Source organism: Streptomyces sp. NPDC002133 (assembly GCF_040296405.1).
Lineage (GTDB): Bacteria > Actinomycetota > Actinomycetes > Streptomycetales > Streptomycetaceae > Streptomyces.
Genome location: NZ_JBEOXF010000054.1, coordinates 1 through 18722, shown reverse-complemented (window position 1 = coordinate 18722; position 18722 = coordinate 1). Strand labels below are relative to the sequence as shown.

The window sequence follows — 18722 nt, the reverse complement described above, 5'->3', positions numbered from 1 at the left end:
CACACCGTGTGCCGTGGGCCGGGCACCATCAAATCCGCGCACTCCGCGTGCCAAGGCCGGGGGGCACCCGCACACGGAGCGGGTGCCCCCCGTTCGGCCCATTGGCGTGGATGAGCTGCACGGAGCGGGCCGACGGATACACGACGCGGCCGTGGGAGGTGGTCAGGACAAGCTCGCGGAAGGCATCGCGTACCTCTTCGGCTCCGCGAGGTGCGAGGCTGCGGCAGCATCTTCAAGGTGGCGGCTGAGTATCCCACCGCGAACTCGGCCTACCGAGGAAGTCAGTTGTAGTCACCACAACTATGTGGCGGAGGAGCGGTACGAGGGTATGGACCTGCTGGTCACCCGCAAAGGGGCGATCAAGGCGGGGTCCGGCGACTTCGGGATCATCCCGGGCTCGATGGGTACCGGCTCGTACATCGTGAAGGGCCTCGGGAACGAGAAGTCCTTCAACTCGGCCTCCCACGGCGCGGGCCGCAGAATGAGCCGCAACGCGGCGAAGCGGCGCTTCTCGACGCGGGATCTGGAGGAGCAGACGCGGGGCGTGGAGTGCCGTAAGGACTCCGGTGTCGTGGACGAGATCCCGGGTGCCTACAAGCCGATCGAGAAGGTCATCGACCAGCAGCGGGACCTGGTGGAGATCGTGGCGAAGCTGAAGCAGGTCATCTGCGTGAAGGGCTGAGGTGCGGGTCACAGGTGGTCGACAGAGACGGCCTGTCGAGCACCTGGTGGTCGAGTTCCCGTGCCAGCGCATGACCGGCGCGGGCTTTGCCCGCTCCTCGATCCGGTCGACCGCGGAATCATCCGCATCCGCATCCGCATCCGCATTCTTGGCCTCGGCCCCCGTCTTCGTCTTCGTCTTCGTCCGCAAGGACTCCGACGGCTCGGTTCCGGCTCTGGAGCCGAGGGACCCCGGTGAGGAGGTGGACCTGTCCGTCTTCGAGGGGCGCCTCCTCAGGGCGACCGTGCTACGGACCGCAGCGGCCACTCCGATCGTTGTGCCGGCCTACGGAGCCTCCGCAGGGCGGTCGGTTTCCCCGGGCCGACCCCTGTTTTCCCGACAGGTCCGTGCGGGTGGCGACCGAAGGAGTGCTTGTGGTGGCACGGTATATCGCCGTGACCTGCGAAAACGACTCGTGGGCGAATGCGGCCCCTCCTGGGCGCCGGAGCGGGCTGGGCGCGAGTGTGACTTTCTGTGAGGGACAGCTGCGCACCTCACTCAGGAGACGGCCGAGCCATGTTCGAGATCCGCCCCTTTGACGACGACCGGCCGATGACGGCTCGGACTGGGTGCTCCGGCCGGCGCCGTGCCAGTGCCCGGTCGCTGCCCGCACTCATTGTCCTCGTCGTCGGAGGGCTGTTCGTCTTTTCCAGTTCCACAACGGCCGCCGCACCCGGAACACCGAGGCGAGCCATTGAATCGACCACCTCGAACACCGCGAGCACCGCGACCACCTGGAACGACTCGACCTGTGAGGACGCCAGACCCACCAGAGTGGGCACCGAGAAGAACGACGTCATCTTCGGCACCGAGAAGAACGACGTCATCTTCGCGCTCGGAGGCAATGACACGGTCTTCGCACTCGGGGGGAACGACCTCGTCTGCGGTGGCTCGGGCAACGACACCCTCAACGGGGACAGGGACAACGATCAGCTCTTCGGTGGCTCGGGCGACGACCAGCTCTTCGGCGGCTGGGAAAACGACGACCTCCGTGGTGATTCGGGCAACGACGAGCTCCACGGTGAAACAGGCAACGACAAGCTTTCCGGTGGCTCGGGCAACGACCGGCTCCTTGCTTTCCTGGGCAACGACGCCCTCTTCGGTGGAAGGGGCAACGACGAGCTCCGTGGCGGAAGGGGCAACGACGAGCTCTTCGGTAACGCGGGTAACGACCGGCTCTTCGGGGAAGCCCACGATGACGCCCTGGACGGCGGGCCGGGCACGAACCGCAACGACGGTGGACGCGGAATCAACACGTGCGTCGACCCGAGCCGTGGCCCCGGCTGCAACGACTGAACCCGGCTGCACCCGGGACGTGCGAGGAGCAGACGTGGGGCGTGGAATGCCGTCCGGCAGGCCCCGAGGGCTTCGGCGCTGACCGATCTCGCGCGTGTGCAAATCCCGCAAACGTGTCGTATCTGGAAAAACATGACATGGCGGATGAGGATATGACGCTGGTCGTGAAACCCACAGGGGTGTGAGGTGGCCGACGGCCCCGAGGGAAGGCGTGGTGGCCGAGGTGGCCGAAGTATCGACGGGTGCGCAGGGCAACGAGAGTTCCGTCGGGCTCGGTGGCTACCAGCAGGAGCTGAAACGGACGCTCGGCTCCTTTCAGGTGTTCGCGATCTCGTTCGCGTTCATCTCGGTGGCGGTCGGCATCTTCGCGACGTACGACGAAGTGCTGCTGTCCGCGGGGCCGGTCGGGATCTGGCTCTGGATCATCGCGGCGGTGGGGCAGACCCTGGTGGCGTTGGTGGTCGCGCAGTTCGCGGCCCGCATCCCGCTCAGCGGCTCCTCCTACCAGTGGGCCTCACGGCTGGCCAACCCGAAGATCGGCTGGGGGTTCGGTTGGCTGACCTTCTGTTACCTGGCGATCGCCGTGGTTGCGATCGACAATGCGCTGGCGAGCCAGGCATTCATGCCGCTCGCCGGGATCGAGCCGGACGAGGGCACCGCGCGCCTGATCACGCTGGTGGTGCTGCTCGTCCAGACCTTGCTCGCAGTGGCCTCCACGCGCCTCGTCAGCATGATCAACGCAGCCGCGGTGGGACTCGAACTGACACTTGTCGTGGTGGTGGCGATCGCGCTCGTCATTGCTGTGGCGATCACGGGCAACGGCGCAGCCGGCAACCTCACCTCGCGCGGTGTCGCCGAGAACGCCCCCGACTATTTCGCCGTCGGCGGCGGGTTGATGCTCGCGATGATCATGGGCCTTGCCACACTCGTCGGCTTCGACTCCGCGGCGAACCTGGCCGAGGAGGCCAAGGATCCCTATCGCACCGTCCCACGTGCGATCGTGGGATCTGTCGTGGCGGCCGGGCTTCTGGGAATGCTGTTTCTGATCACGCTCACCGTCGCGATCGACGACATCCCCCGGATCAGCGCCGACGGCTCGCCGGTCGCGGCGATCATGCGCGATCACCTCGGTCCGGCGATGGAGAGGACGCTGCTGGTCGCGATCACGTTCGCGTTCTTCGGTGCCGGGATCGTGGTGATGGTCGCGTGCTCGCGGCTTGTTTTCGCGATGTCGCGCGACTCACGCTTCCCTGCGTACCGGCTGATGCGGCGGGTCAACCCGCGCACGCATACGCCGATCCCGGCGACGATCTTGATCTTCGTCCTGGGAGTCATCCTGATGGTCGCGCTGCCGGGTGCCGCACTGCTGGAGCTGATCACGGCATCGACGATCCTGCCGGCGGTCATCTACGGCTCGACGATCGTCCTCTACCTGACGGTTCGCGGACGACTGGATCGCAGGAAGGGCGCGTTCGACCTCGGGCGCTTCGAGCTGCCGGTCGCGATCTGCGCGCTGGTGTGGACACTCGTCGCGCTGTTTGTGCTGGTGGCACCGCGGGAGGCGCTCGTCTCCGTCATGATCGTGGTCGGCCTGCTCCTCGTGGGAGGGCTGTTCTTCCTCGCCATGCTGAAATTCGACCGCCAAGCGCTGGAGACCGAGCCCGGGGACGTGAGCGCATTCGAGGCGAGGTGACCGTGTCACCGCTGCCACCAGGCTGACACTTCCCCGATGACTTCTCCGAGGACCGCTGCCCGCACTGCGCTTCGAGGGTGACCGTGGCCGTCGGGGACTACGGTCACCACTCCTCGATCCCTGACTGAGGCAGAGGGCACGTGAACCGCCTGCCGCTCCGGCCGTTGCGCACGCGCGCTGCCAGGGCCCCGGACCGGTCACGGTCCGGGGCTTCGTGGTGCCGGAAGGGTTCAGGGCTTCTCGGTGAGCAGGCAGGAGTCGATCTCCACTTCAGCGTCGGTGCCCAGGTTCTGGACGGTGGTGGTCCACAGATGCAGGACGCCGTCGATCTTGCGCACGTCGAATTCGGCGGTCGCCCGGAAAGCGCCTGTGTGGCTGAGGTGCACCTGGGTTCCGGGGGCGTCGGAAGAGCCCAGGGTCCAGGTTCCGGAACCCGATCTGCGCGGGACCACGGAGGTGACGAGGAGCCCGTTGTCGTGGTGCTCCGTGAACCTGCCGCAGACGCCGGTGGACACGAAGGAACCGTCCCCGTTCAGGACGAGCGTGCCGCCCGTCCCGTCCCGCCAGGCGGTGTCTGCGGGCGTATCCGGCCCCAGGAGCATGACGGCCTCACCGGGAGCCTCGGGCGTCGCGGTGTCGTCACGGAAGGCCGTTGGTGTGAACGCGGCGAAGGTCAGGAGCCCTGCGACGACGGCGCCCACCGTGATGTTGACCGAATTCGACGCCAGCTTCGACGCCGGCCGGCTCCCCGACTGCTGCATGTGTGCCCCTCCCGGAAGATCGCCCTCATGGGAACACGCCGCGAACAGTCGGGGAAGGGGCGTCAGAGCTCGCGGTGGACCTTGGTGTTGGAGGCCTGGGCGCGGGGGCGGACCACCAGGAGGTCGATGTTGACGTGGGAGGGGCGGGTGACGGCCCAGGTGATGGTGTCGGCGACGTCGTCGGCGGTGAGGGGTTCCGCCACGCCCTCGTAGACCTTGGCGGCCTTCTCGGTGTCGCCGCGGAAGCGGGTCGTGGCGAACTCCTCGGTCTTGACCATGCCGGGGGCGATCTCGATCACACGGACCGGGGTGCCCACGATTTCGAGGCGGAGGGTCTCGGCGAGGACGCGTGCGCCGTTCTTGGCGGCGACGTAGCCCGCGCCGCCTTCGTAGGTGGCGTGGCCCGCGGTGGAGGTGAGGACCACGACCGTGCCGTCTCCGCCGGCGGCGAGGGCGGGGAGCAGGGCCTGCGTGATGTGGAGGGTGCCGAGAACGTTGACCTCGTACATCTGGCGCCAGTCGGCAGGGTCTCCGGTCGCGACCGGGTCGGCTCCGAGTGCCCCGCCCGCGTTGTTGACCAGCACCTTGACCGGTGCGGGGCCCTCGAGAGAGGCGGCGAAGGCGTCGACGGCGGCGCGGTCGGTCACGTCGAGGGTGTAAGCCGTGGCCTGGCGGCCGGCTTCGGTGAGCTCGGCGGCGATGGCCTCGATACGGTCCTTGCGGCGGGCCGTCAGAATGACGTGATAGCCCTCGGCGGCGAGCCCGCGCGCGGTGGCGGCGCCGATGCCGCTGCTTGCTCCGGTGACGACGGCGATGGGGGCGGCGGTCATGGAGGCTCCTTGGGCAAGTGATCGATACCGGTGCCAGTGGCCAGGATAGGCGGCCCTCAGCGGCCGCGCGGTGCATACATGATCACCGCCATGCCGGCCAGGCAGACCAGCGCGCCGACGATGTCCCAGCGGTCGGGGCGACAGCCGTCGGCGACCATGCCCCAGGCGAGCGAGCCGGCGACGAACACTCCGCCGTACGCGGCGAGGATGCGGCCGAAGTGGGCATCCGGCTGGAGGGTGGCGACGAAGCCGTACACGCCGAGGGCGAGGACGCCGGCGCCGATCCAGATCCAGCCCCGGTGATCGCGCACGCCCTGCCAGACGAGCCAGGCTCCGCCGATCTCGAAGACTGCGGCGACGGCGAACAGGGAAGCGGATCGGGCGATGAGTATGGAGTCAGCGTGCCATCTGGGGCGGGGGTGTCCGGTGACGGCCTTTCTTGGCGGAGCGGGAGGAGTCCGGGCCGCGCGGGACGCGCCGGGGTGACGTGGAGTCAGCTCCGTGGGCGGATAATAGGTATCTTTCGGGCATGCAGGTGATGCGTAGGACTCTGCTCATGGCGTCGGCCGCGGCGGCGATGGTCGTGCTGGCCGCAGGCGTAAGTGAGGGTGCGGACATCGGTGACCGCGTGCCGGAAGCGGCAGGTGCGGCAGGGGTTCGGGTGCCGGCGGCCGAGGCCGATCTGGCCCACCACGGTCATGCCTCTCTCTGGGCCGGGCGGATCGGTGTCTGGCTGGAGAGCGACAACCACGGTCCGGCCCAGGTGGCCGACGCGACCGTACGGCTGAGCTTCTCGGTCCCGGTCTCGGTGACGGGCGGTGGGCCGCTGCCGCCCGTCTGCCTGTGGGGTGGGGACCGGGTCATCCTGTGCCGGACCGGCGCGCTGCGGGCGGGCGGCGCGGGGCACGGGATCGCTCTTGACCTGCTGGCCGCGGGCAGCCCGACCGAGGTGGTCGTGGGCGTCGCCACGGCGTGGAGCGATGGTGCGATCGACCAGAACCACGCGAACGACCAGCACACCGTCCTGGTGCCGGCGACGGGCGACGGATACGTGTTCTGAGGCGACAGCCGAGGGCCGGGGTTCGGGGCCCCGGCCCCCGGCCGGGGTCAGTACTGGGCCCATGCGATATATCCGTCCGGGCGGACCAGCAGGGATGTGTTGCGCGGGGTCTGCCAGTGGGCACGGGTGACGGGGCCGGGGGCATCGGGCGCGGCCGACACCCTGGTGGGGCTGTCGCTGGACGTGATCAGGACGAACTCGCCCTTGCGGAGCAGTTCGTAGAGCCGGCCCTCCGTGAGTGCCAGGTCCGGGGCTCGCCTTCCGGTGAGCCGGTGGGCGCCGCGCTCCGCGCCGTACGCGATGCCGATGCCCGAGATCATGCCCATCGCCCTGTCCGATGCGGGCCGTATCGCGGAGAGGAGCTGGGCCGAGAGGGCGCGCGCAAGGCGCTGGGGCGTCGTGTGCGCCATGGCGAGGCGGACGATCGCACCGCTGCTGCGCAACACCTGCCTGCCGACCGGATGCCGCTCCGACTGGTACGTGTCGAGGAGGGCTTCGGCGTCCCGCGTGTGGCCGCCCAGGACCGCGGCGAGCTTCCAGGACAGGTTGGCCGCGTCCTGCATTCCGGTGTTCATCCCCTGGCCACCGGCCGGGGAGTGGACGTGCGCCGCGTCTCCGGCCAGGAACACTCGGCCCTTCCGGTACTCGGGGACCTGGCGTTCGTCGCTGTGGAACCGGGACACCCAGCGGGCGTCCCGCATGCCGAAGTCGGTGCCGAAGGCCTGGCGGACGATGGTGCGCACCTCCTCCAGCTCGACGGGTGCGCTGTCCGGCAGCTGGTGGCTGCGCCTCCAGGCCATCACCCGGTACCAGCCGTCGCCGAAGGAGGCGATGACGGCGAACGCGTCCCCGGTGACGTCGGCGAGGAGGGGGCTCTCGGGCTCTGTCGCGAGGCGGACGTCCGCCATGGCCATGGAGCGGATGACGGAGGCGCCGGGGAAGGGCAGGCCGAGGGTCTTGCGCACGGAGCTGCGCACTCCGTCGGTGCCGACGAGATAGCGGGAGCGCAGCGGCTCGCCCTGCCCTTCCTTGTTGTGCAGCTCGGCGGTCACCGATTCGGCGTCCTGGCGCAGTCCGCGCAGCTCCGTGTCGTACCGGAGGTCGGCGCCGGCGGAGAGTGCCCGGCGCATGAGCAGGCGCTCCACCTCGTACTGCGGAGTGACGAGCAGATACGGGAAGCGGGTCCGCAGCCGGGACAGGTCGAAGGTGAGCCTGCCGAAGAAGCGCAGGCGGGTCATCCGGGCGCCCGTCTCCACCAGCTCGTCCGCGAGGCCGCGTGCGTCGAGCAGCTCGAGCGTGCGGGCGTGGACTCCGAAGGCCCGCGTCAGATTGCCGGCCCCGGCCGGGCGGCGCTCGACGACGGTGACCCGGAGCCCTGCGGTCGCGAGGTCGCCGGCGAGCAGCAGGCCGGTCGGGCCTGCGCCCACGACCGTGACATCCGTGTCGTAGCTGGTGGCGTCGGTCGTGCGATCGGTGGTGTCCGTGCTGTTGGTGCCGGACTTGCCGGTCATGGCGGGCCTCCTGCCAACGCTTGTAGGTCAACGCTTGTTGGCAAATGTAGGCCGGGGGGGTCTGGCATGTCAACACATGTTGGCCTACAGTTGTTGGCATGAATTCGGAAGCAGCCACCACGCCGCGCCGCTCGGACGCCACACGCGCCGCGATCCTCGCTGCCGCCCGCGAGCGCTTCGCGTCGGACGGGTACGAGCGGGCCACGATCCGTGCCATCGCCCGGGATGCCGGCATCGACCCGTCGATGGTGATGCGGTACTACGGGAACAAGGAGGGGCTGTTTGCCGCCGCTTCCGAAATCGAGCTGCGGTTGCCGGAGTTGGGCGCGATGCCCGGCAAGCACGTCGGTGCGGTCCTCGTCTCCCACTTCCTCGACCGCTGGGAGAACGACGACGTCATGACGGCCCTGCTGCGCGTCGGTGTCACCAATGCCGCGGGCGCCGAGCGCATGCAGCAGATCTTCACGTCGCAGCTGTTGCCGATAGCCGCCGGAGTCTGTCCCGATCCGGCCGAGGTTCCGCGCCGGGCGGCGCTCGTCGGATCGCAGATTCTGGGGATGGCGCTCGCTCGCTATGTGCTGCGCGTCCCGCCTGCGGTCGAGATGACCAAGGAGGAGGTGATCGCCTGGCTGGCCCCCACGATCCAGCGGTATCTGACCGCGGAGAGCCCGTCGGCGGGGATTGCGTAGGCGGGGAGTCGGTGGCCGGGGAGCCCGTGGGCACGGCTCGGACGGCCGCTGCCTCAGATGGCCGCTGCCTCAGACGGCCGCGTTGCCGAACTCGCGCAGGGCGCCCTCGACGATCGCCTCCAGCCGGGCGTGGTGGGCGCCGCGCCAGTAGACGCGTTCGCACGCCGTGCACTGGGCGAAGACGTCGTACGAGCGCTGCGTGCCCTGTTCCAGGTGCTGCTCGACCGCTTGCTTGTCCGTGTCGGTGAGCGGACCGTTGCAGGCCGTGCAGCGGGTCCATGGGGCGAGGGCGGGAGCGAACCGCTGCAGGACGTCCCGGAGCTGGTCGTCGGGGCGGTCGCTGTAGACGTACGCACCGGCCCACAGCTCCCGGCGGCGCAGCAGGCCGCGGTCGCGGGACAGCATGACGCGCTGTTCGCGCGCCGAGAGTGTGGCCAGCGCCGGATCGCCGATGTCCTCGCTCTCGTACGCCGCGTCGACGCCGAGCAGCCGGAGCCGCCGGGCCAGCGTGCCGAGGTGGACGTCGAGGAGGAAGCGGAGGGGCGCGCCCGGCACGTGTTGCGGGCGGGCGACGCCGAGCACCTCGATGTGTTCGCCGGCGGCGGGGATGTGGGAGACCTGGACCTGGATGCCGTTCGCGAGGAGCCGCCCGGCCTCGGTGAGCGGGACGCCGAGGGACTCGACGACATGCCCGAGCGTCGATGAGCCGTCCGTGACGAACGGTGTCCGCCCGTTCCGGCGTTCCGCGGCGACGAAGAGCCGCAGTTCCGGGGCGAAACTGATGTGGATTTCGGGTCCGTTCACGCCGCCAGGATGACATTGGGCGGACGCGGCAGGCCACGGCTTTCCCGGCGCCCGGCACCTCCGGGTCCGGCACCGCGTCCGCCGTACGGCCCGTGTCCCCCCGGCCCGCCGTCACGGGCCCCGCCCGGGGCCGGTGATCCGATCGCCGTCCCGCCCGGTCCGTCGCGGCCTCAGCCGTCCGTCCGGCTACGGGACGACCCTGAAATGGGTCGTCACGCGACGCCCGCCGTCGTCCAGGACGTGGAAGGCGACTCCGGGCGGGGCCGTGCGGTCGGTCACGCCCTCGCCCGGCTCCCAGGGCAGCCGGAGCGTCGAGACGACGCCGGGCGCGACGAGCAGGGGGCGGCCTGCCCAGGTGGTCGCCGCCGGGGTGTGCGCGTGTCCGGTGAGCACGGCCGGGACGTTGCGGCGCCCGTGCAGCACCTCGGCCAGGCGGTCCGCGTTGGTGAGCCCCTCTGTTCCGTCGGCGGCCGTGGTGTAGGCCGACGGCCAGGCTAAGGGATCGCCTAATGGATGTGCCACGCCATACCGTTAATTACTGTCAGCTCCCGGACTGGCGGCCCGCCTTCGAGGGACTCGCCTCCAAGGGACTTGCTTCCCAAGGACCTGTCTCCGAGGAGTTGCCTCCGACGGACTCCGCTCACTGGGCCGTCTCCTGGGGCTCGAGGTCGAGGCGCCAGTGGTTGCTGCGCATAGGCCGGCCCGGTGGGTATTCCACCTCGCACTCGCCCACCAGCGAGAAGCCCGCCTTGCGGCAGACACCGTTCGACGGAGCGTTGTCGACGGACGGGAACGCGAGCAGATACCGGTGCTTGCCCGCCGCCCGAGCCTCTGCCACGACCGCGAGTGTCGCCGCCGTGGCGATCCCGCGCCCCTGGAAGCCGGGCAGGACGCTCCAGCCCGTCTCGTACGCAGGCTCTCCCTGCCAGGCGCTCTCCCAGAACCCGATCGTGCCGACCGCCTCGCCACCGTCCGTCAGCACCACCCGGTACATCCGCCCCGCGCCGGGGCGGTTCGCGCTCGAGGCCACGTACCGCCTGTGCCGCTCGGCCAGCTTCTCGTCCGGCTCCGGTCCGCCGAGGTGCCGCATCAACTCCGGTGTGTTCGCCGCCCGGAGCAGGTCGAAGTCGCCCTCCGACCAGGGTTCGATCCGCACCACTGCTGTCGCGTCCATCGCTGTCCTGCTCGCCGCTGTCCTGCTCGCCGGTGTCGTGCTCGCCGGTGTCGTGCTCGTCCGTGTCCTGTTCGCCCGGGTCTTGTCCGTCATGAACCGCACCGTACGCCCGGGGTCCGACAGCGGCCCGGGAACCGCCCCGCCGACGATCCTCGGAAACCCGTCCTCATCTGGCCCGATGCACCGCGTATGCCGTCGGTGGCAGACCCACCGTCGCCGTGAAGTCCCGTACGAGATGGGCCTGGTCGCTGTAGCCCAGCTCGCCGGCGAGGGCCGCCCAGTCCGGCTCGCTTCCGGCGCCGTCGGGGCTCTCCGCCTCGGCCCGCTCCAGGGCCTCGTGGATGCGGTAGCGCAGGATGACCCACTTGGGTCCGACGCCGACGTACGCCGCGAAGAGCCGCTGCAGCGTGCGCGCCGACACCCCTTCCGCCCTCGCGAGTTGGGCCACGCGCCGGATCGTACGGTCGGTACGGACCTGCTCGACCAGCGCCATCGCGCGCTCGGCCCCGGGATCGGCCTCCGGACCCAGCCCCAGCAGGAAGGCGTCGAGCGCCGCGACCCGCGCGTCCTCCTCCTCCGGCCCGACGACGGCCGAGGCGACCTGCGCCCCCGAAGCGCCCGCGAGCACCTCGTCGGCCGGCACCCGGCGACCCGTCCAGTCCGACACCGGCCGCCCCGGCGCGAAGGGCCGGAACCCGCCCGGCCGGAACTGCACCCCGCAGACCCGCCCCCGCCCCGCCAGCTTCTTGGTGAAGAGCTCGAGGCCGATGCCCGCGACCTCGCCCCAGGGCTCCTCGTCCCCGTACCGCTGGAAGACGAGGTTCACGCACGGATGCGGCAGCACATGGGACGCGTACGGCTCGGCCAGGTCCCAGTCGATGAGCCAGTAGTGCTCCAGATACGGCCGCAGCGGCGGGGCCGGGGCGCGGCGCCGGAAACGTACGCGGGAGAAGAGCTCCGGGGCGTCGACGATGCCCCGGGTGTCGCGCCGCGGGCCGGTCGCCTCGCGCGGCTCGCTCCTGCTCGCCATGCCCGGATCCTAGTCGCCGACGTCCATGGCCCGCCCCTGATCGGCGGGTCCGCATCCGCCCTGTCGCGTCTGTCGCGTTTGTTCAAGACGTGGCGCCCCGCGGCCGCCAGTGTCGAGGTCATGAAGGCCATCAGTGAACTTCTCGAAGCCACGGCCGCACGCGCGATTCCCGTCGTGCGCGGGGTGACCCCGGAGCGCCTCTCCGCGCCGACGCCGTGCACGGACTACGACGTACGTGCCCTGATCAACCACCTCCTCCAGGTGGTCGTCAACTTCCAGGCGCTCGCCGCCAAGAAGGACACCGACTTCTCCACGACCCCCGACCGGACCGCCGGCGACTGGCAGGGCCTCTTCGAGGAGGAGACGGCGCGACTCGTGAAGGCATGGGCCGAACCGGGCGCCGAAGAGGGCACCACGGGTTCGCTCGGCCTGCCGGCCAGGACCGTCGGCCACATGGTGCTGGGCGACCTCACCCTGCACGCCTGGGACCTGGCACGGGCGACCGGCCAGGACTACGAACCTGATCCCGACGTCGTCGCCGAGCTCGGCCCGGCGGTCGAACAGATGGCGCCGATGGCCCGGAAGTACGGCGCCTTCGGTGAGCCGTTCACCGTGCCGGAGGGCGCGGCACCGTTCGGGCGGGTGCTGGCTACGACGGGCCGCGATCCCCGCTGGAGCCCGCGCTGACACCGTCGTACGTGCTGACGCCGTCGTACGCACCGAGGTCGGCGTCCGCGTCGCCGTCGGAGCCGTACGTGCCGACGCACTCGTCCTCGTACAGCCCGGCGAGCCGGGCGTACGCATCCTCCACGATCTCCTCCGCCGCCATGAGCATCTCCCGCTCGGCCAGACGGGCAGCGGCGTGGGCGTACGGCGACGGCGGCGCGGGATGTCTGCGCCGCCACCAGCTCTCGCACACCGCGTAGATGCCGCTCGCGCAGACCATCAGCGGGATGCACAGGGCCAGCAGGACATCGCCCACGCCGGGCCTCCTCGGTCGATCGATTGGTCGGTCGGGTGCCGGGGCGGTATGTGACCTCGCGATGACATGGCGACACACGGCACGCGACACGCGACACGGCAGGTGCACGCGCGACGCGTGCACTGTGGACATCGGCCGGCGTGGGGCTCGGCTGGAGATAGTTCACCGATCAAAAGGGTGTCCGGATTACGGGAACGCAAGATCACCCCAGGACCCTCACGTAACTTTCGTCCCGAGGAATCCCCACCAAAAGCATGATCCGGGCACTTCCCGGGCGGTCAGGCTGGAGGCAGGCCGGGAGATGTCTGCGCCGCAGTCCTCTCCCGGCTCCGCCCCAGCCCCGCCCCAGTCCCCGGGAGTGCCGCCGTGCTGTCCGAGAAGTCGACCGAGGTCGTCCGCGCCACGCTGCCCGCCGTGAAAGGGGCGATCGGCGAGATCGCGCAACTCTTCTACGAGCGGATGCTCGCCGCCCGACCCGGGCTGCTCCGGGACCTCTTCAACCGCGGCAACCAGGCCAACGGCAGCCAGGGCCAGGCCCTCGCCGGCTCCGTCGCCGCGTTCGCGTCCAGGCTGCTCGCGCACCCGGACACCCGGCCCGACGCGATGCTCACGCGCGTCGCGTACAAGCACGTGTCCATCGGCATCACCGCCGACCAGTACAAGATCGTCCACGAGTATCTCTTCGAGGCCATCGCCGAGGTGCTCGGCGAGGTGCTCGGCGAGACCGTGCCCCCGAGGTCGCGGCGGCCTGGGACGAGGTGCACCGGCTGATGGCCAACGCCCTGATCGCCATCGGGTCCCGGCTGTACGACGAGGCCGGGCTGCCGCCTGGCGAGGCCCGGGACGACTACCGGGTCATCGCCCGGCTGCCCGAGACCCGCGATGTCACGACCTTCGTCGTGGAACCGCTCGGTGAGAAAGCACCGAGGCCGCTCCGGCGCCCCGGCCAGTACGTCTCCGTCCGGATCTAACTGCCGGACGGGGCACGGCAGATCCGTCAGTACAGCCTGTCGGGCCCCCCGGGCGGCCGCGAGCTGCGCTTCTCCGCCAAGCGGTTCGCCGGGACCGCCGTCTCTCCCGCCGGCGAGGTGCCCAACCACCTGCACTACGACGTCCGGCCCGGCGACGTCCTGCGGATCAGCAATCCGGCGGGTGGCGTCTTCCTCGACGAGCGCTCCGACCGCCCGCTGCTGCCCGCCTCGGCCGGTATCGGCTGCACCCCCGTGATCGGGATGCTCGCGCACCTGGCCGCCACCGGGGCGCGGCGTCCTGTCGTCTCCGTCCACGCGGACCGCGACCAGTGCACGCACGCCTTCCGCGCCGATCTGAGGATGCTCACCCAGCGGCTCCCGAACGCCTCGGCCGAGGTCTGGTACGAGCAGCCCGAGGGCTGGTGGCCCGAGGAGCGCACCGGGCGGGTCGACCTCACCGTCGTGGACGTTCCGGAGGACGCGGTGGCGTATCTGTGCGGGCCGCTGCCGTTTCTCAAGGCCATGCGTGGGCAGTTGCCGGCACGAGGCATTCCGGCCTCGGACATCCACTACGAGGTCTTCGGCCCCGACCTCTGGCTCGGTGACGACACGGCAGCCTGACCAGGCGCACGACGCGGGGGCCCGAGGGCCAGGCCGCCCGCCGTGACGACGCCTCACGGTGCCGGCGCGCGGACCTGCCTCACGGCCCGGCGCGCGGACTTGCCTCACGGCCCGGCGCGCGGACTTGCCTCACGGTGCCGGCGCGCGGACCTGCCCCACGGCGCCGACCCACGGAGCTGCAGGCCGCACCAGGGACCGCCGTGGACAAGCGACTTGCCGTCCGGGAGGGTGGGTAGGAGATCCTGCACAGCCCGACCGGGAGCCCACGTTGTCCATGATCCGGAACCTCAGCCGCGCGGTGCGCCGCGCGTACCGCCGCACCGTAGACCTGAGCCACCCGGCCCGGTCGCCGCTGGGCAGCGCCGTCGTCAACTGCGTGGGGTACGCGGCCGGAGCCCGGCAATCCGGCCACTGTCCGGCCGAGGAGGCGCTGCGCCGCGTACGCAAGGAGAACGGCGACAGCCCCGGCAGCAACAGCTTCGTCTGGATCGGGCTGCACGAGCCGACGCGCGAGGAATTCGCCTCGCTCGCCGAGCTGTTCGGCCTGCATCCGCTCACCGTCGAGGAGGCCGTCGACGCGCATAGCCGGCCCAAGGTCGTGCCCTACGACGACACGCTCCTCGCCGTCTTCAAGACCGTCGGATACGCGGAGCACGACCAGCTGACCGCCACCAGCCAGGTCGTGGAGACCGGCGAGATCACCGTCATCACCGGCAAGGACTTCGTGATCACCATCCGCTACGGGCGGCACGGCTCGCTCGGCCCGCTGCGCGAGGCGCTGGAGACCACCCCCGAGCAGCTGGCGAAGGGCCCGTCGTCGGTGCTGCACGCCGTGGCCGACTTCGTCGTGGACGAGTACGTCGCGGTGGCCGTCGCCGTCCAGGACGACATAGACGCGGTCGAGACCAGCGTCTTCTCCGAGCACGCGGGGCGCGGTACGGCGGGCCACGGCGAAGCGGGGCGGATCTACCAGCTGAAGCGGGAACTCCTGGAGTTCAAGCGGGCGATGTCCCCGCTGAGCCGCCCGCTCGAGGCCCTCGCCACCCAGCCGGACTCGCTCATCGCCCCGGACATACGGCCGTACTTCCGGGACGTGTCCGACCATCTCGCCCGCGCGGGCGAGATGGTCAACGGCTTCAGCTCACTTCTGGACTCGATCCTCCAGGCCCATCTGGCGCAGATGACGGTCGCCCAGAACGAGGACATGCGCAAGATCACGGCGTGGGCGGCGATCGTGGCCGTGCCGACGATGGTCTGCGGGGTCTACGGCATGAACTTCGAGCACATGCCGGGGTTGCGGTGGACCTACGGTTACCCGGTCGTCCTCGGGGGCATCGCGATCGGCTGCTTCCTGCTCCACCGGGGCTTCAGGCGCAGCGGCTGGCTCTGACGCGAGGCAGGCCCGGGCCCGCGTCCGGCGGGCCTCGGGTGACTCCAGCCGCTTGGGTGCAGCGGCTGCCCGGACGTGCCACGGTGGCCGTACGCACCGTAGGGCGGCGAGGCCGGGGCCTCGGCCGACAGCTCCGCGCGACGGCCCCGTACGGCGGCCCCGGCCCGGCAGGGCCTTGGCACGTAGCCTCAGGGCCACACCAGGCAGTACGGCTGGTGTCCTGCGTCGTGCAGGCGGTGGCTGAAGTCCTGCCATTCGTGGAGCAGCTGGTACACGTTGAACGCGTCCCGCGGACCCCCGCGATCCGGGACCGTCGACCAGATGAACGCCGCTGCGCCCACCGACTCCTCGCCGACGCCGCGCAGAGGGTCGACGACGGTCATGGGAAGTTTCACGACCGCGTAGTCCGGGTGGAGGACCACCAGTTCGAGGGGCGGCACCTTGTGCAGGGGCATGCCCTGGATGCCGGTGAGGACCATTGCGGCTATCGTCTCGGGCTTGATCTTGGAAAACATTCCGCCCATGCCGAGTTCATCGCCGCCGAGCTCCTCGGGACGCATCGAAACGGGCACGCGGGCAGCCGTGGCGCCGTCGGGTGCGCCGAAGTATTTGTAGGTCACTCCCATGCGGCCGCCACCCCTGCTACCCACGGGGTCGTCCGCCTCGTGCCGCCGGTGCCTCCCCCGCCGGGCAGGCTCGGGACCCAGGTCGTCGGTCCCCTCGCCCAGTCCGCCACCGCGATGCATATCTCCACCCGACTGCTTCTAGGACGCACAGCCCCAGCCGCGCAACCCGATCATCGTGACAGTGACCTCCCCCGCGAACGTGCGGTGAAACACCTGTCCGCAGATACGTCCAAGCCTCTGACACCATGGATTCCGTGAGCTTTCCCTATGACGCCCCAGTTTCGCAGACGCTTTTCGACCGTGCGTCCCTCGTGACGCCCGGCGGCGTGAACTCTCCTGTCCGTGCCTTCCGTGCTGTGGGCGGTACGCCCCGCTTCATGGTGTCCGGCAGCGGTCCGTACCTGACCGACGCGGACGGCCGCGAGTACGTCGACCTCGTGTGCTCCTGGGGTCCGATGATCCTCGGCCACGCCCACCCCGAGGTGATCGCCGCAGTTCAGGAGGCCGTGGCCCGCGGCACCTCGTTCGGCACGCCGGGCGAGGGCGAAGTCGCGCTCGCCGAGGAGATCGTGGCACGGGTCGCCCCGGTCGAACAGGTGAGACTTGTCTCGTCCGGTACGGAGGCGACGATGTCGGCGATCCGGCTCGCCCGCGGATTCACCGGGCGCGCCAAGGTGATCAAGTTCGCCGGGTGCTACCACGGGCACGTGGACGCGCTGCTGGCCGCGGCCGGCTCCGGCGTCGCGACCTTCGGGCTGCCCGACACGCCGGGCGTCACGGGCGCCCAGACGGGCGACACGATCGTGCTGCCGTACAACGATCTGGAATCGGTTCACGCCGCGTTCCACGCGTACCCCGGCGAGATCGCCTGCGTGATCACCGAGGCGTCCCCGGGGAACATGGGAGTGGTCCCGCCGCGCCCCGGCTTCAACCAGGGGCTGAAGGACGCCTGCGCCAAGAACGGCGCGCTGTACATCTCCGACGAGGTCATGACGGGGTTCCGTACGTCCAGGGCCGGCTGGTTCGGCATCGACGGCGTGACCCCGGACCTGATGACCTTCGGCAAGGTCATGGGCGGAGGCTTTCCGGCCGCGGCGTTCGGCGGCCGCGCCGATGTGATGGGCCACCTCGCCCCGGCCGGGCCGGTCTACCAGGCGGGCACCCTCTCCGGGAACCCGGTCGCCACCGCCGCCGGCCTCGCCCAGCTGCGGCTGCTCGACGACGCAGCGTACGAAAAGGTCGACGGGGTCTCCGAGCGGATCCAGGCCCTCGTGACGGAGGCGCTGGCCAAGGCGGGCGTCGCCCACCGGCTGCAGACCGCGAGCAACATGTTCTCGGTCTTCTTCACCGACCGTGAGGTGCGAGACTACGACGACGCCAGGAAGCAGGAGGCGTTCCGCTTCAACGCGTTCTTCCACTCGATGCTCTCTCAGGGTGTCTACCTCCCTCCGTCCGCGTTCGAGTCCTGGTTCGTGTCGACCGCCCACGACGACGCCGCGATCGAGCGGATCGCCGCCGCACTGCCCGCGGCCGCCCGCGCCGCCGCGGAGGCCACCGCATGAGCGGCACGGACATCAATACGGAAACGACGGTCGTTCATCTCATCCGCCACGGCGAGGTGCTCAACCCGGACGGCGTGCTCTACGGGCGCCGGCCCGGCTACCACCTGTCCGACCTCGGCCGGCAGATGGCCGACCGGGTCGCCGAGCACCTCGCGGAGCGGGACATCAGCCATGTGGTGGCGTCCCCGCTGGAGCGCGCGCAGGAGACCGCCGCGCCGATCGCCAAGTCGCACGGGCTGACGCTGGACACCGACGAGCGGCTGATCGAGGCGGCGAACGTCTTCGAAGGGAAGACCTTCGGCGTCGGCGACGGGGCCCTGCGCAAACCGGGCAACTGGAAGCACCTCACCAATCCGTTCCGGCCGTCCTGGGGTGAGCCCTACCTCGATCAGGTGGTGCGCATGATGGGTGCGCTGGGCTCCGCGCAGGACGCGGCGCGCGGCCACGAGGCGGTCCTCGTCAGCCATCAGCTGCCCATCTGGATCGTGCGCAGCTATGTGGAGCAGCGCCGGCTCTGGCACGACCCGCGCCGCCGCCAGTGCACACTCGCGTCGCTGACGAGTTTCACCTATCACGGCGACAAGATCGTCTCGGTGGGATACTCGGAACCCGCCCGCGATCTTGTGCCCGCGCATCTTCTCGCCGGCGCAAAGCCGGTGAAGGGGCAATCAAAGGCCTTTGGCGCATAGTCACCCTGTCGCCCGGGCATCTCTTCCCTCATCCCTGGAACCTTCGGCTCCGGCTCGCCATCTCACCCATTGGTAGTACGTGGCAGCTGGACGCGAACGGCTCGGGGACAGGGACGGGGACGGGGACATGCGCGAGATCAGCCGAAGGGGACTGCTCGGAGCGGGCCTTGGGGCCGCAGCGGCGATGGGTATTGCGGGCTGCGGCACGGGCTTCGGATCCGGTTCCGGTTCCGGCAAGGACGGTGCGGGACGGCCCGGCGGCAGCGGGGGGAAGGGCGGGGGCAATGGCACGTCGCCCGGCCCCAGCACCGA

Annotated in this window: 19 protein-coding genes and 3 pseudogenes; 11 read left to right on the top strand and 11 right to left on the bottom strand. The window is 70.4% G+C overall.

Annotation, left to right across the window (positions count from 1 at the left end; translation table 11 throughout):
- Positions 1–280: 280 nt before the first annotated feature.
- Positions 281–682 (top strand): annotated as a pseudogene (locus ABT078_RS33505) (RtcB family protein); the annotation flags it as partial.
- A gap of 533 nt (positions 683–1215) precedes the next feature.
- Here the strand turns inward: ABT078_RS33505 and ABT078_RS33500 are convergent.
- Positions 1216–1521: a hypothetical protein gene (locus ABT078_RS33500; RefSeq protein ID WP_351234503.1), complete on the bottom strand. Its 306-nt coding sequence runs from the start codon at positions 1519–1521 to the stop codon at positions 1216–1218.
- On the opposite strand from ABT078_RS33500, the gene ABT078_RS33495 reads away from it, so the two are divergent.
- Positions 1496–2017: a calcium-binding protein gene (locus ABT078_RS33495; RefSeq protein WP_351234501.1), complete on the top strand. Its 522-nt coding sequence runs from the start codon at positions 1496–1498 to the stop codon at positions 2015–2017. The two genes, ABT078_RS33500 and ABT078_RS33495, sit on opposite strands and share 26 nt — an antisense overlap.
- Positions 2018–2231: 214 nt before the next feature.
- Entirely contained in the window at positions 2232–3710 is a 1479-nt protein-coding gene (locus ABT078_RS33490) for an APC family permease (protein WP_351234499.1), read from the top strand.
- Positions 3711–3940: 230 nt separating this feature from the next.
- On the opposite strand, the gene ABT078_RS33485 is transcribed toward ABT078_RS33490, so the two are convergent.
- The 3 genes from ABT078_RS33485 to ABT078_RS33475 all read right to left on the bottom strand — a co-directional run bounded on the left by ABT078_RS33485 (position 3941) and on the right by ABT078_RS33475 (position 5693).
- A complete protein-coding gene (locus ABT078_RS33485) occupies positions 3941–4471 on the bottom strand; it encodes a hypothetical protein (protein ID WP_351234497.1) in 531 nt (176 codons plus the stop codon).
- Positions 4472–4533: 62 nt separating this feature from the next.
- Positions 4534–5301, bottom strand: a complete 768-nt coding sequence (locus ABT078_RS33480; RefSeq protein ID WP_351234495.1) for an SDR family NAD(P)-dependent oxidoreductase — start codon at positions 5299–5301, stop codon at positions 4534–4536.
- Between the two features lie 56 nt (positions 5302–5357).
- Positions 5358–5693: a YnfA family protein gene (locus ABT078_RS33475; RefSeq protein ID WP_351234564.1), complete on the bottom strand. Its 336-nt coding sequence runs from the start codon at positions 5691–5693 to the stop codon at positions 5358–5360.
- A 137-nt stretch (positions 5694–5830) separates the two neighbouring features.
- Here ABT078_RS33475 and ABT078_RS33470 point away from each other — a divergent pair, with 137 nt between their 5' ends.
- A complete protein-coding gene (locus ABT078_RS33470; RefSeq protein ID WP_351234493.1) occupies positions 5831–6361 on the top strand; it encodes a hypothetical protein in 531 nt (176 codons plus the stop codon).
- 47 nt (positions 6362–6408) lie between these two features.
- Here the strand turns inward: ABT078_RS33470 and ABT078_RS33465 are convergent, their stop codons facing one another.
- Complete coding sequence (locus ABT078_RS33465) at positions 6409–7872, bottom strand: FAD-dependent oxidoreductase (protein WP_351234491.1); 1464 nt, start codon at positions 7870–7872, stop codon at positions 6409–6411.
- A gap of 98 nt (positions 7873–7970) precedes the next feature.
- Here ABT078_RS33465 and ABT078_RS33460 point away from each other — a divergent pair, with 98 nt between their 5' ends.
- Positions 7971–8561 carry a TetR/AcrR family transcriptional regulator gene (locus tag ABT078_RS33460; RefSeq protein WP_351234489.1) on the top strand — a complete coding sequence of 197 codons (591 nt, stop codon included), beginning with the start codon at positions 7971–7973 and terminating at the stop codon, positions 8559–8561.
- 69 nt (positions 8562–8630) lie between these two features.
- Here ABT078_RS33460 and ABT078_RS33455 read toward each other — a convergent pair whose 3' ends face one another.
- The 4 genes from ABT078_RS33455 to ABT078_RS33440 form a co-directional block, all read right to left on the bottom strand.
- The gene (locus ABT078_RS33455; protein ID WP_351234487.1) at positions 8631–9365 is read right to left on the bottom strand and encodes a Mut7-C RNAse domain-containing protein; all 735 of its coding nucleotides are present in this window, start codon (positions 9363–9365) and stop codon (positions 8631–8633) included.
- A 186-nt stretch (positions 9366–9551) separates the two neighbouring features.
- Complete coding sequence (locus ABT078_RS33450) at positions 9552–9887, bottom strand: hypothetical protein (RefSeq protein ID WP_502981433.1); 336 nt, start codon at positions 9885–9887, stop codon at positions 9552–9554.
- Positions 9888–10005: 118 nt separating this feature from the next.
- A complete protein-coding gene (locus ABT078_RS33445; RefSeq protein WP_351234562.1) occupies positions 10006–10539 on the bottom strand; it encodes a GNAT family N-acetyltransferase in 534 nt (177 codons plus the stop codon).
- A gap of 166 nt (positions 10540–10705) precedes the next feature.
- Positions 10706–11569 (bottom strand): DUF6597 domain-containing transcriptional factor, encoded by an 864-nt coding sequence (locus tag ABT078_RS33440; RefSeq protein ID WP_351234485.1) that lies wholly within the window; start codon positions 11567–11569, stop codon positions 10706–10708.
- A gap of 120 nt (positions 11570–11689) precedes the next feature.
- On the opposite strand from ABT078_RS33440, the gene ABT078_RS33435 reads away from it, so the two are divergent.
- On the top strand, positions 11690–12256 hold the full coding sequence (locus ABT078_RS33435) for a TIGR03086 family metal-binding protein (RefSeq protein WP_351234483.1): 567 nt from the start codon (positions 11690–11692) through the stop codon (positions 12254–12256).
- Here the strand turns inward: ABT078_RS33435 and ABT078_RS33430 are convergent.
- Positions 12219–12551, bottom strand: a complete 333-nt coding sequence (locus tag ABT078_RS33430; protein ID WP_351234481.1) for a hypothetical protein — start codon at positions 12549–12551, stop codon at positions 12219–12221. The two genes, ABT078_RS33435 and ABT078_RS33430, sit on opposite strands and share 38 nt — an antisense overlap.
- 366 nt (positions 12552–12917) lie before the next feature.
- On the opposite strand from ABT078_RS33430, the pseudogene ABT078_RS33425 reads away from it, so the two are divergent.
- Together ABT078_RS33425 and ABT078_RS33420 are read left to right on the top strand one after the other, a co-directional pair.
- Positions 12918–14143 (top strand): annotated as a pseudogene (locus ABT078_RS33425) (globin domain-containing protein).
- Positions 14144–14411: 268 nt separating this feature from the next.
- On the top strand, positions 14412–15533 hold the full coding sequence (locus tag ABT078_RS33420) for a magnesium and cobalt transport protein CorA (protein WP_502981432.1): 1122 nt from the start codon (positions 14412–14414) through the stop codon (positions 15531–15533).
- A gap of 188 nt (positions 15534–15721) precedes the next feature.
- Here the strand turns inward: ABT078_RS33420 and ABT078_RS33415 are convergent, their stop codons facing one another.
- Positions 15722–16279 carry a hypothetical protein gene (locus ABT078_RS33415; protein ID WP_351234477.1) on the bottom strand — a complete coding sequence of 186 codons (558 nt, stop codon included), beginning with the start codon at positions 16277–16279 and terminating at the stop codon, positions 15722–15724.
- Positions 16280–16404: 125 nt separating this feature from the next.
- Between ABT078_RS33415 and hemL the strand changes: the two genes are divergently transcribed.
- The 3 genes and pseudogenes from hemL to ABT078_RS33400 all read left to right on the top strand — a co-directional run.
- Positions 16405–17721, top strand: a complete 1317-nt coding sequence (gene hemL / locus ABT078_RS33410; protein WP_351234475.1) for a glutamate-1-semialdehyde 2,1-aminomutase — start codon at positions 16405–16407, stop codon at positions 17719–17721.
- Positions 17718–18410, top strand: coding sequence for a histidine phosphatase family protein (locus ABT078_RS33405; protein ID WP_351234473.1), 693 nt, complete (start codon positions 17718–17720; stop codon positions 18408–18410). The genes hemL and ABT078_RS33405 overlap by 4 nt, the downstream gene beginning before the upstream one ends.
- 127 nt (positions 18411–18537) lie before the next feature.
- Positions 18538–18722, top strand: a pseudogene (locus tag ABT078_RS33400) (hypothetical protein); the annotation flags it as partial.

Coding starts and splice junctions, on each gene's coding strand:
- ABT078_RS33485 (WP_351234497.1), bottom strand. CDS start 4,471: ATGCAGCAGTCGGGGAGCCGGCCGGCGTCGAAGCTGGCGTCGAATTCG.
- hemL (WP_351234475.1), top strand. CDS start 16,405: ATGGATTCCGTGAGCTTTCCCTATGACGCCCCAGTTTCGCAGACGCTT.
- ABT078_RS33440 (WP_351234485.1), bottom strand. CDS start 11,569: ATGGCGAGCAGGAGCGAGCCGCGCGAGGCGACCGGCCCGCGGCGCGAC.
- ABT078_RS33460 (WP_351234489.1), top strand. CDS start 7,971: ATGAATTCGGAAGCAGCCACCACGCCGCGCCGCTCGGACGCCACACGC.
- ABT078_RS33445 (WP_351234562.1), bottom strand. CDS start 10,539: ATGGACGCGACAGCAGTGGTGCGGATCGAACCCTGGTCGGAGGGCGAC.
- ABT078_RS33470 (WP_351234493.1), top strand. CDS start 5,831: ATGCAGGTGATGCGTAGGACTCTGCTCATGGCGTCGGCCGCGGCGGCG.
- ABT078_RS33500 (WP_351234503.1), bottom strand. CDS start 1,521: ATGACGTCGTTCTTCTCGGTGCCCACTCTGGTGGGTCTGGCGTCCTCA.
- ABT078_RS33435 (WP_351234483.1), top strand. CDS start 11,690: ATGAAGGCCATCAGTGAACTTCTCGAAGCCACGGCCGCACGCGCGATT.
- ABT078_RS33405 (WP_351234473.1), top strand. CDS start 17,718: ATGAGCGGCACGGACATCAATACGGAAACGACGGTCGTTCATCTCATC.
- ABT078_RS33465 (WP_351234491.1), bottom strand. CDS start 7,872: ATGACCGGCAAGTCCGGCACCAACAGCACGGACACCACCGATCGCACG.
- ABT078_RS33480 (WP_351234495.1), bottom strand. CDS start 5,301: ATGACCGCCGCCCCCATCGCCGTCGTCACCGGAGCAAGCAGCGGCATC.
- ABT078_RS33415 (WP_351234477.1), bottom strand. CDS start 16,279: ATGCATCGCGGTGGCGGACTGGGCGAGGGGACCGACGACCTGGGTCCC.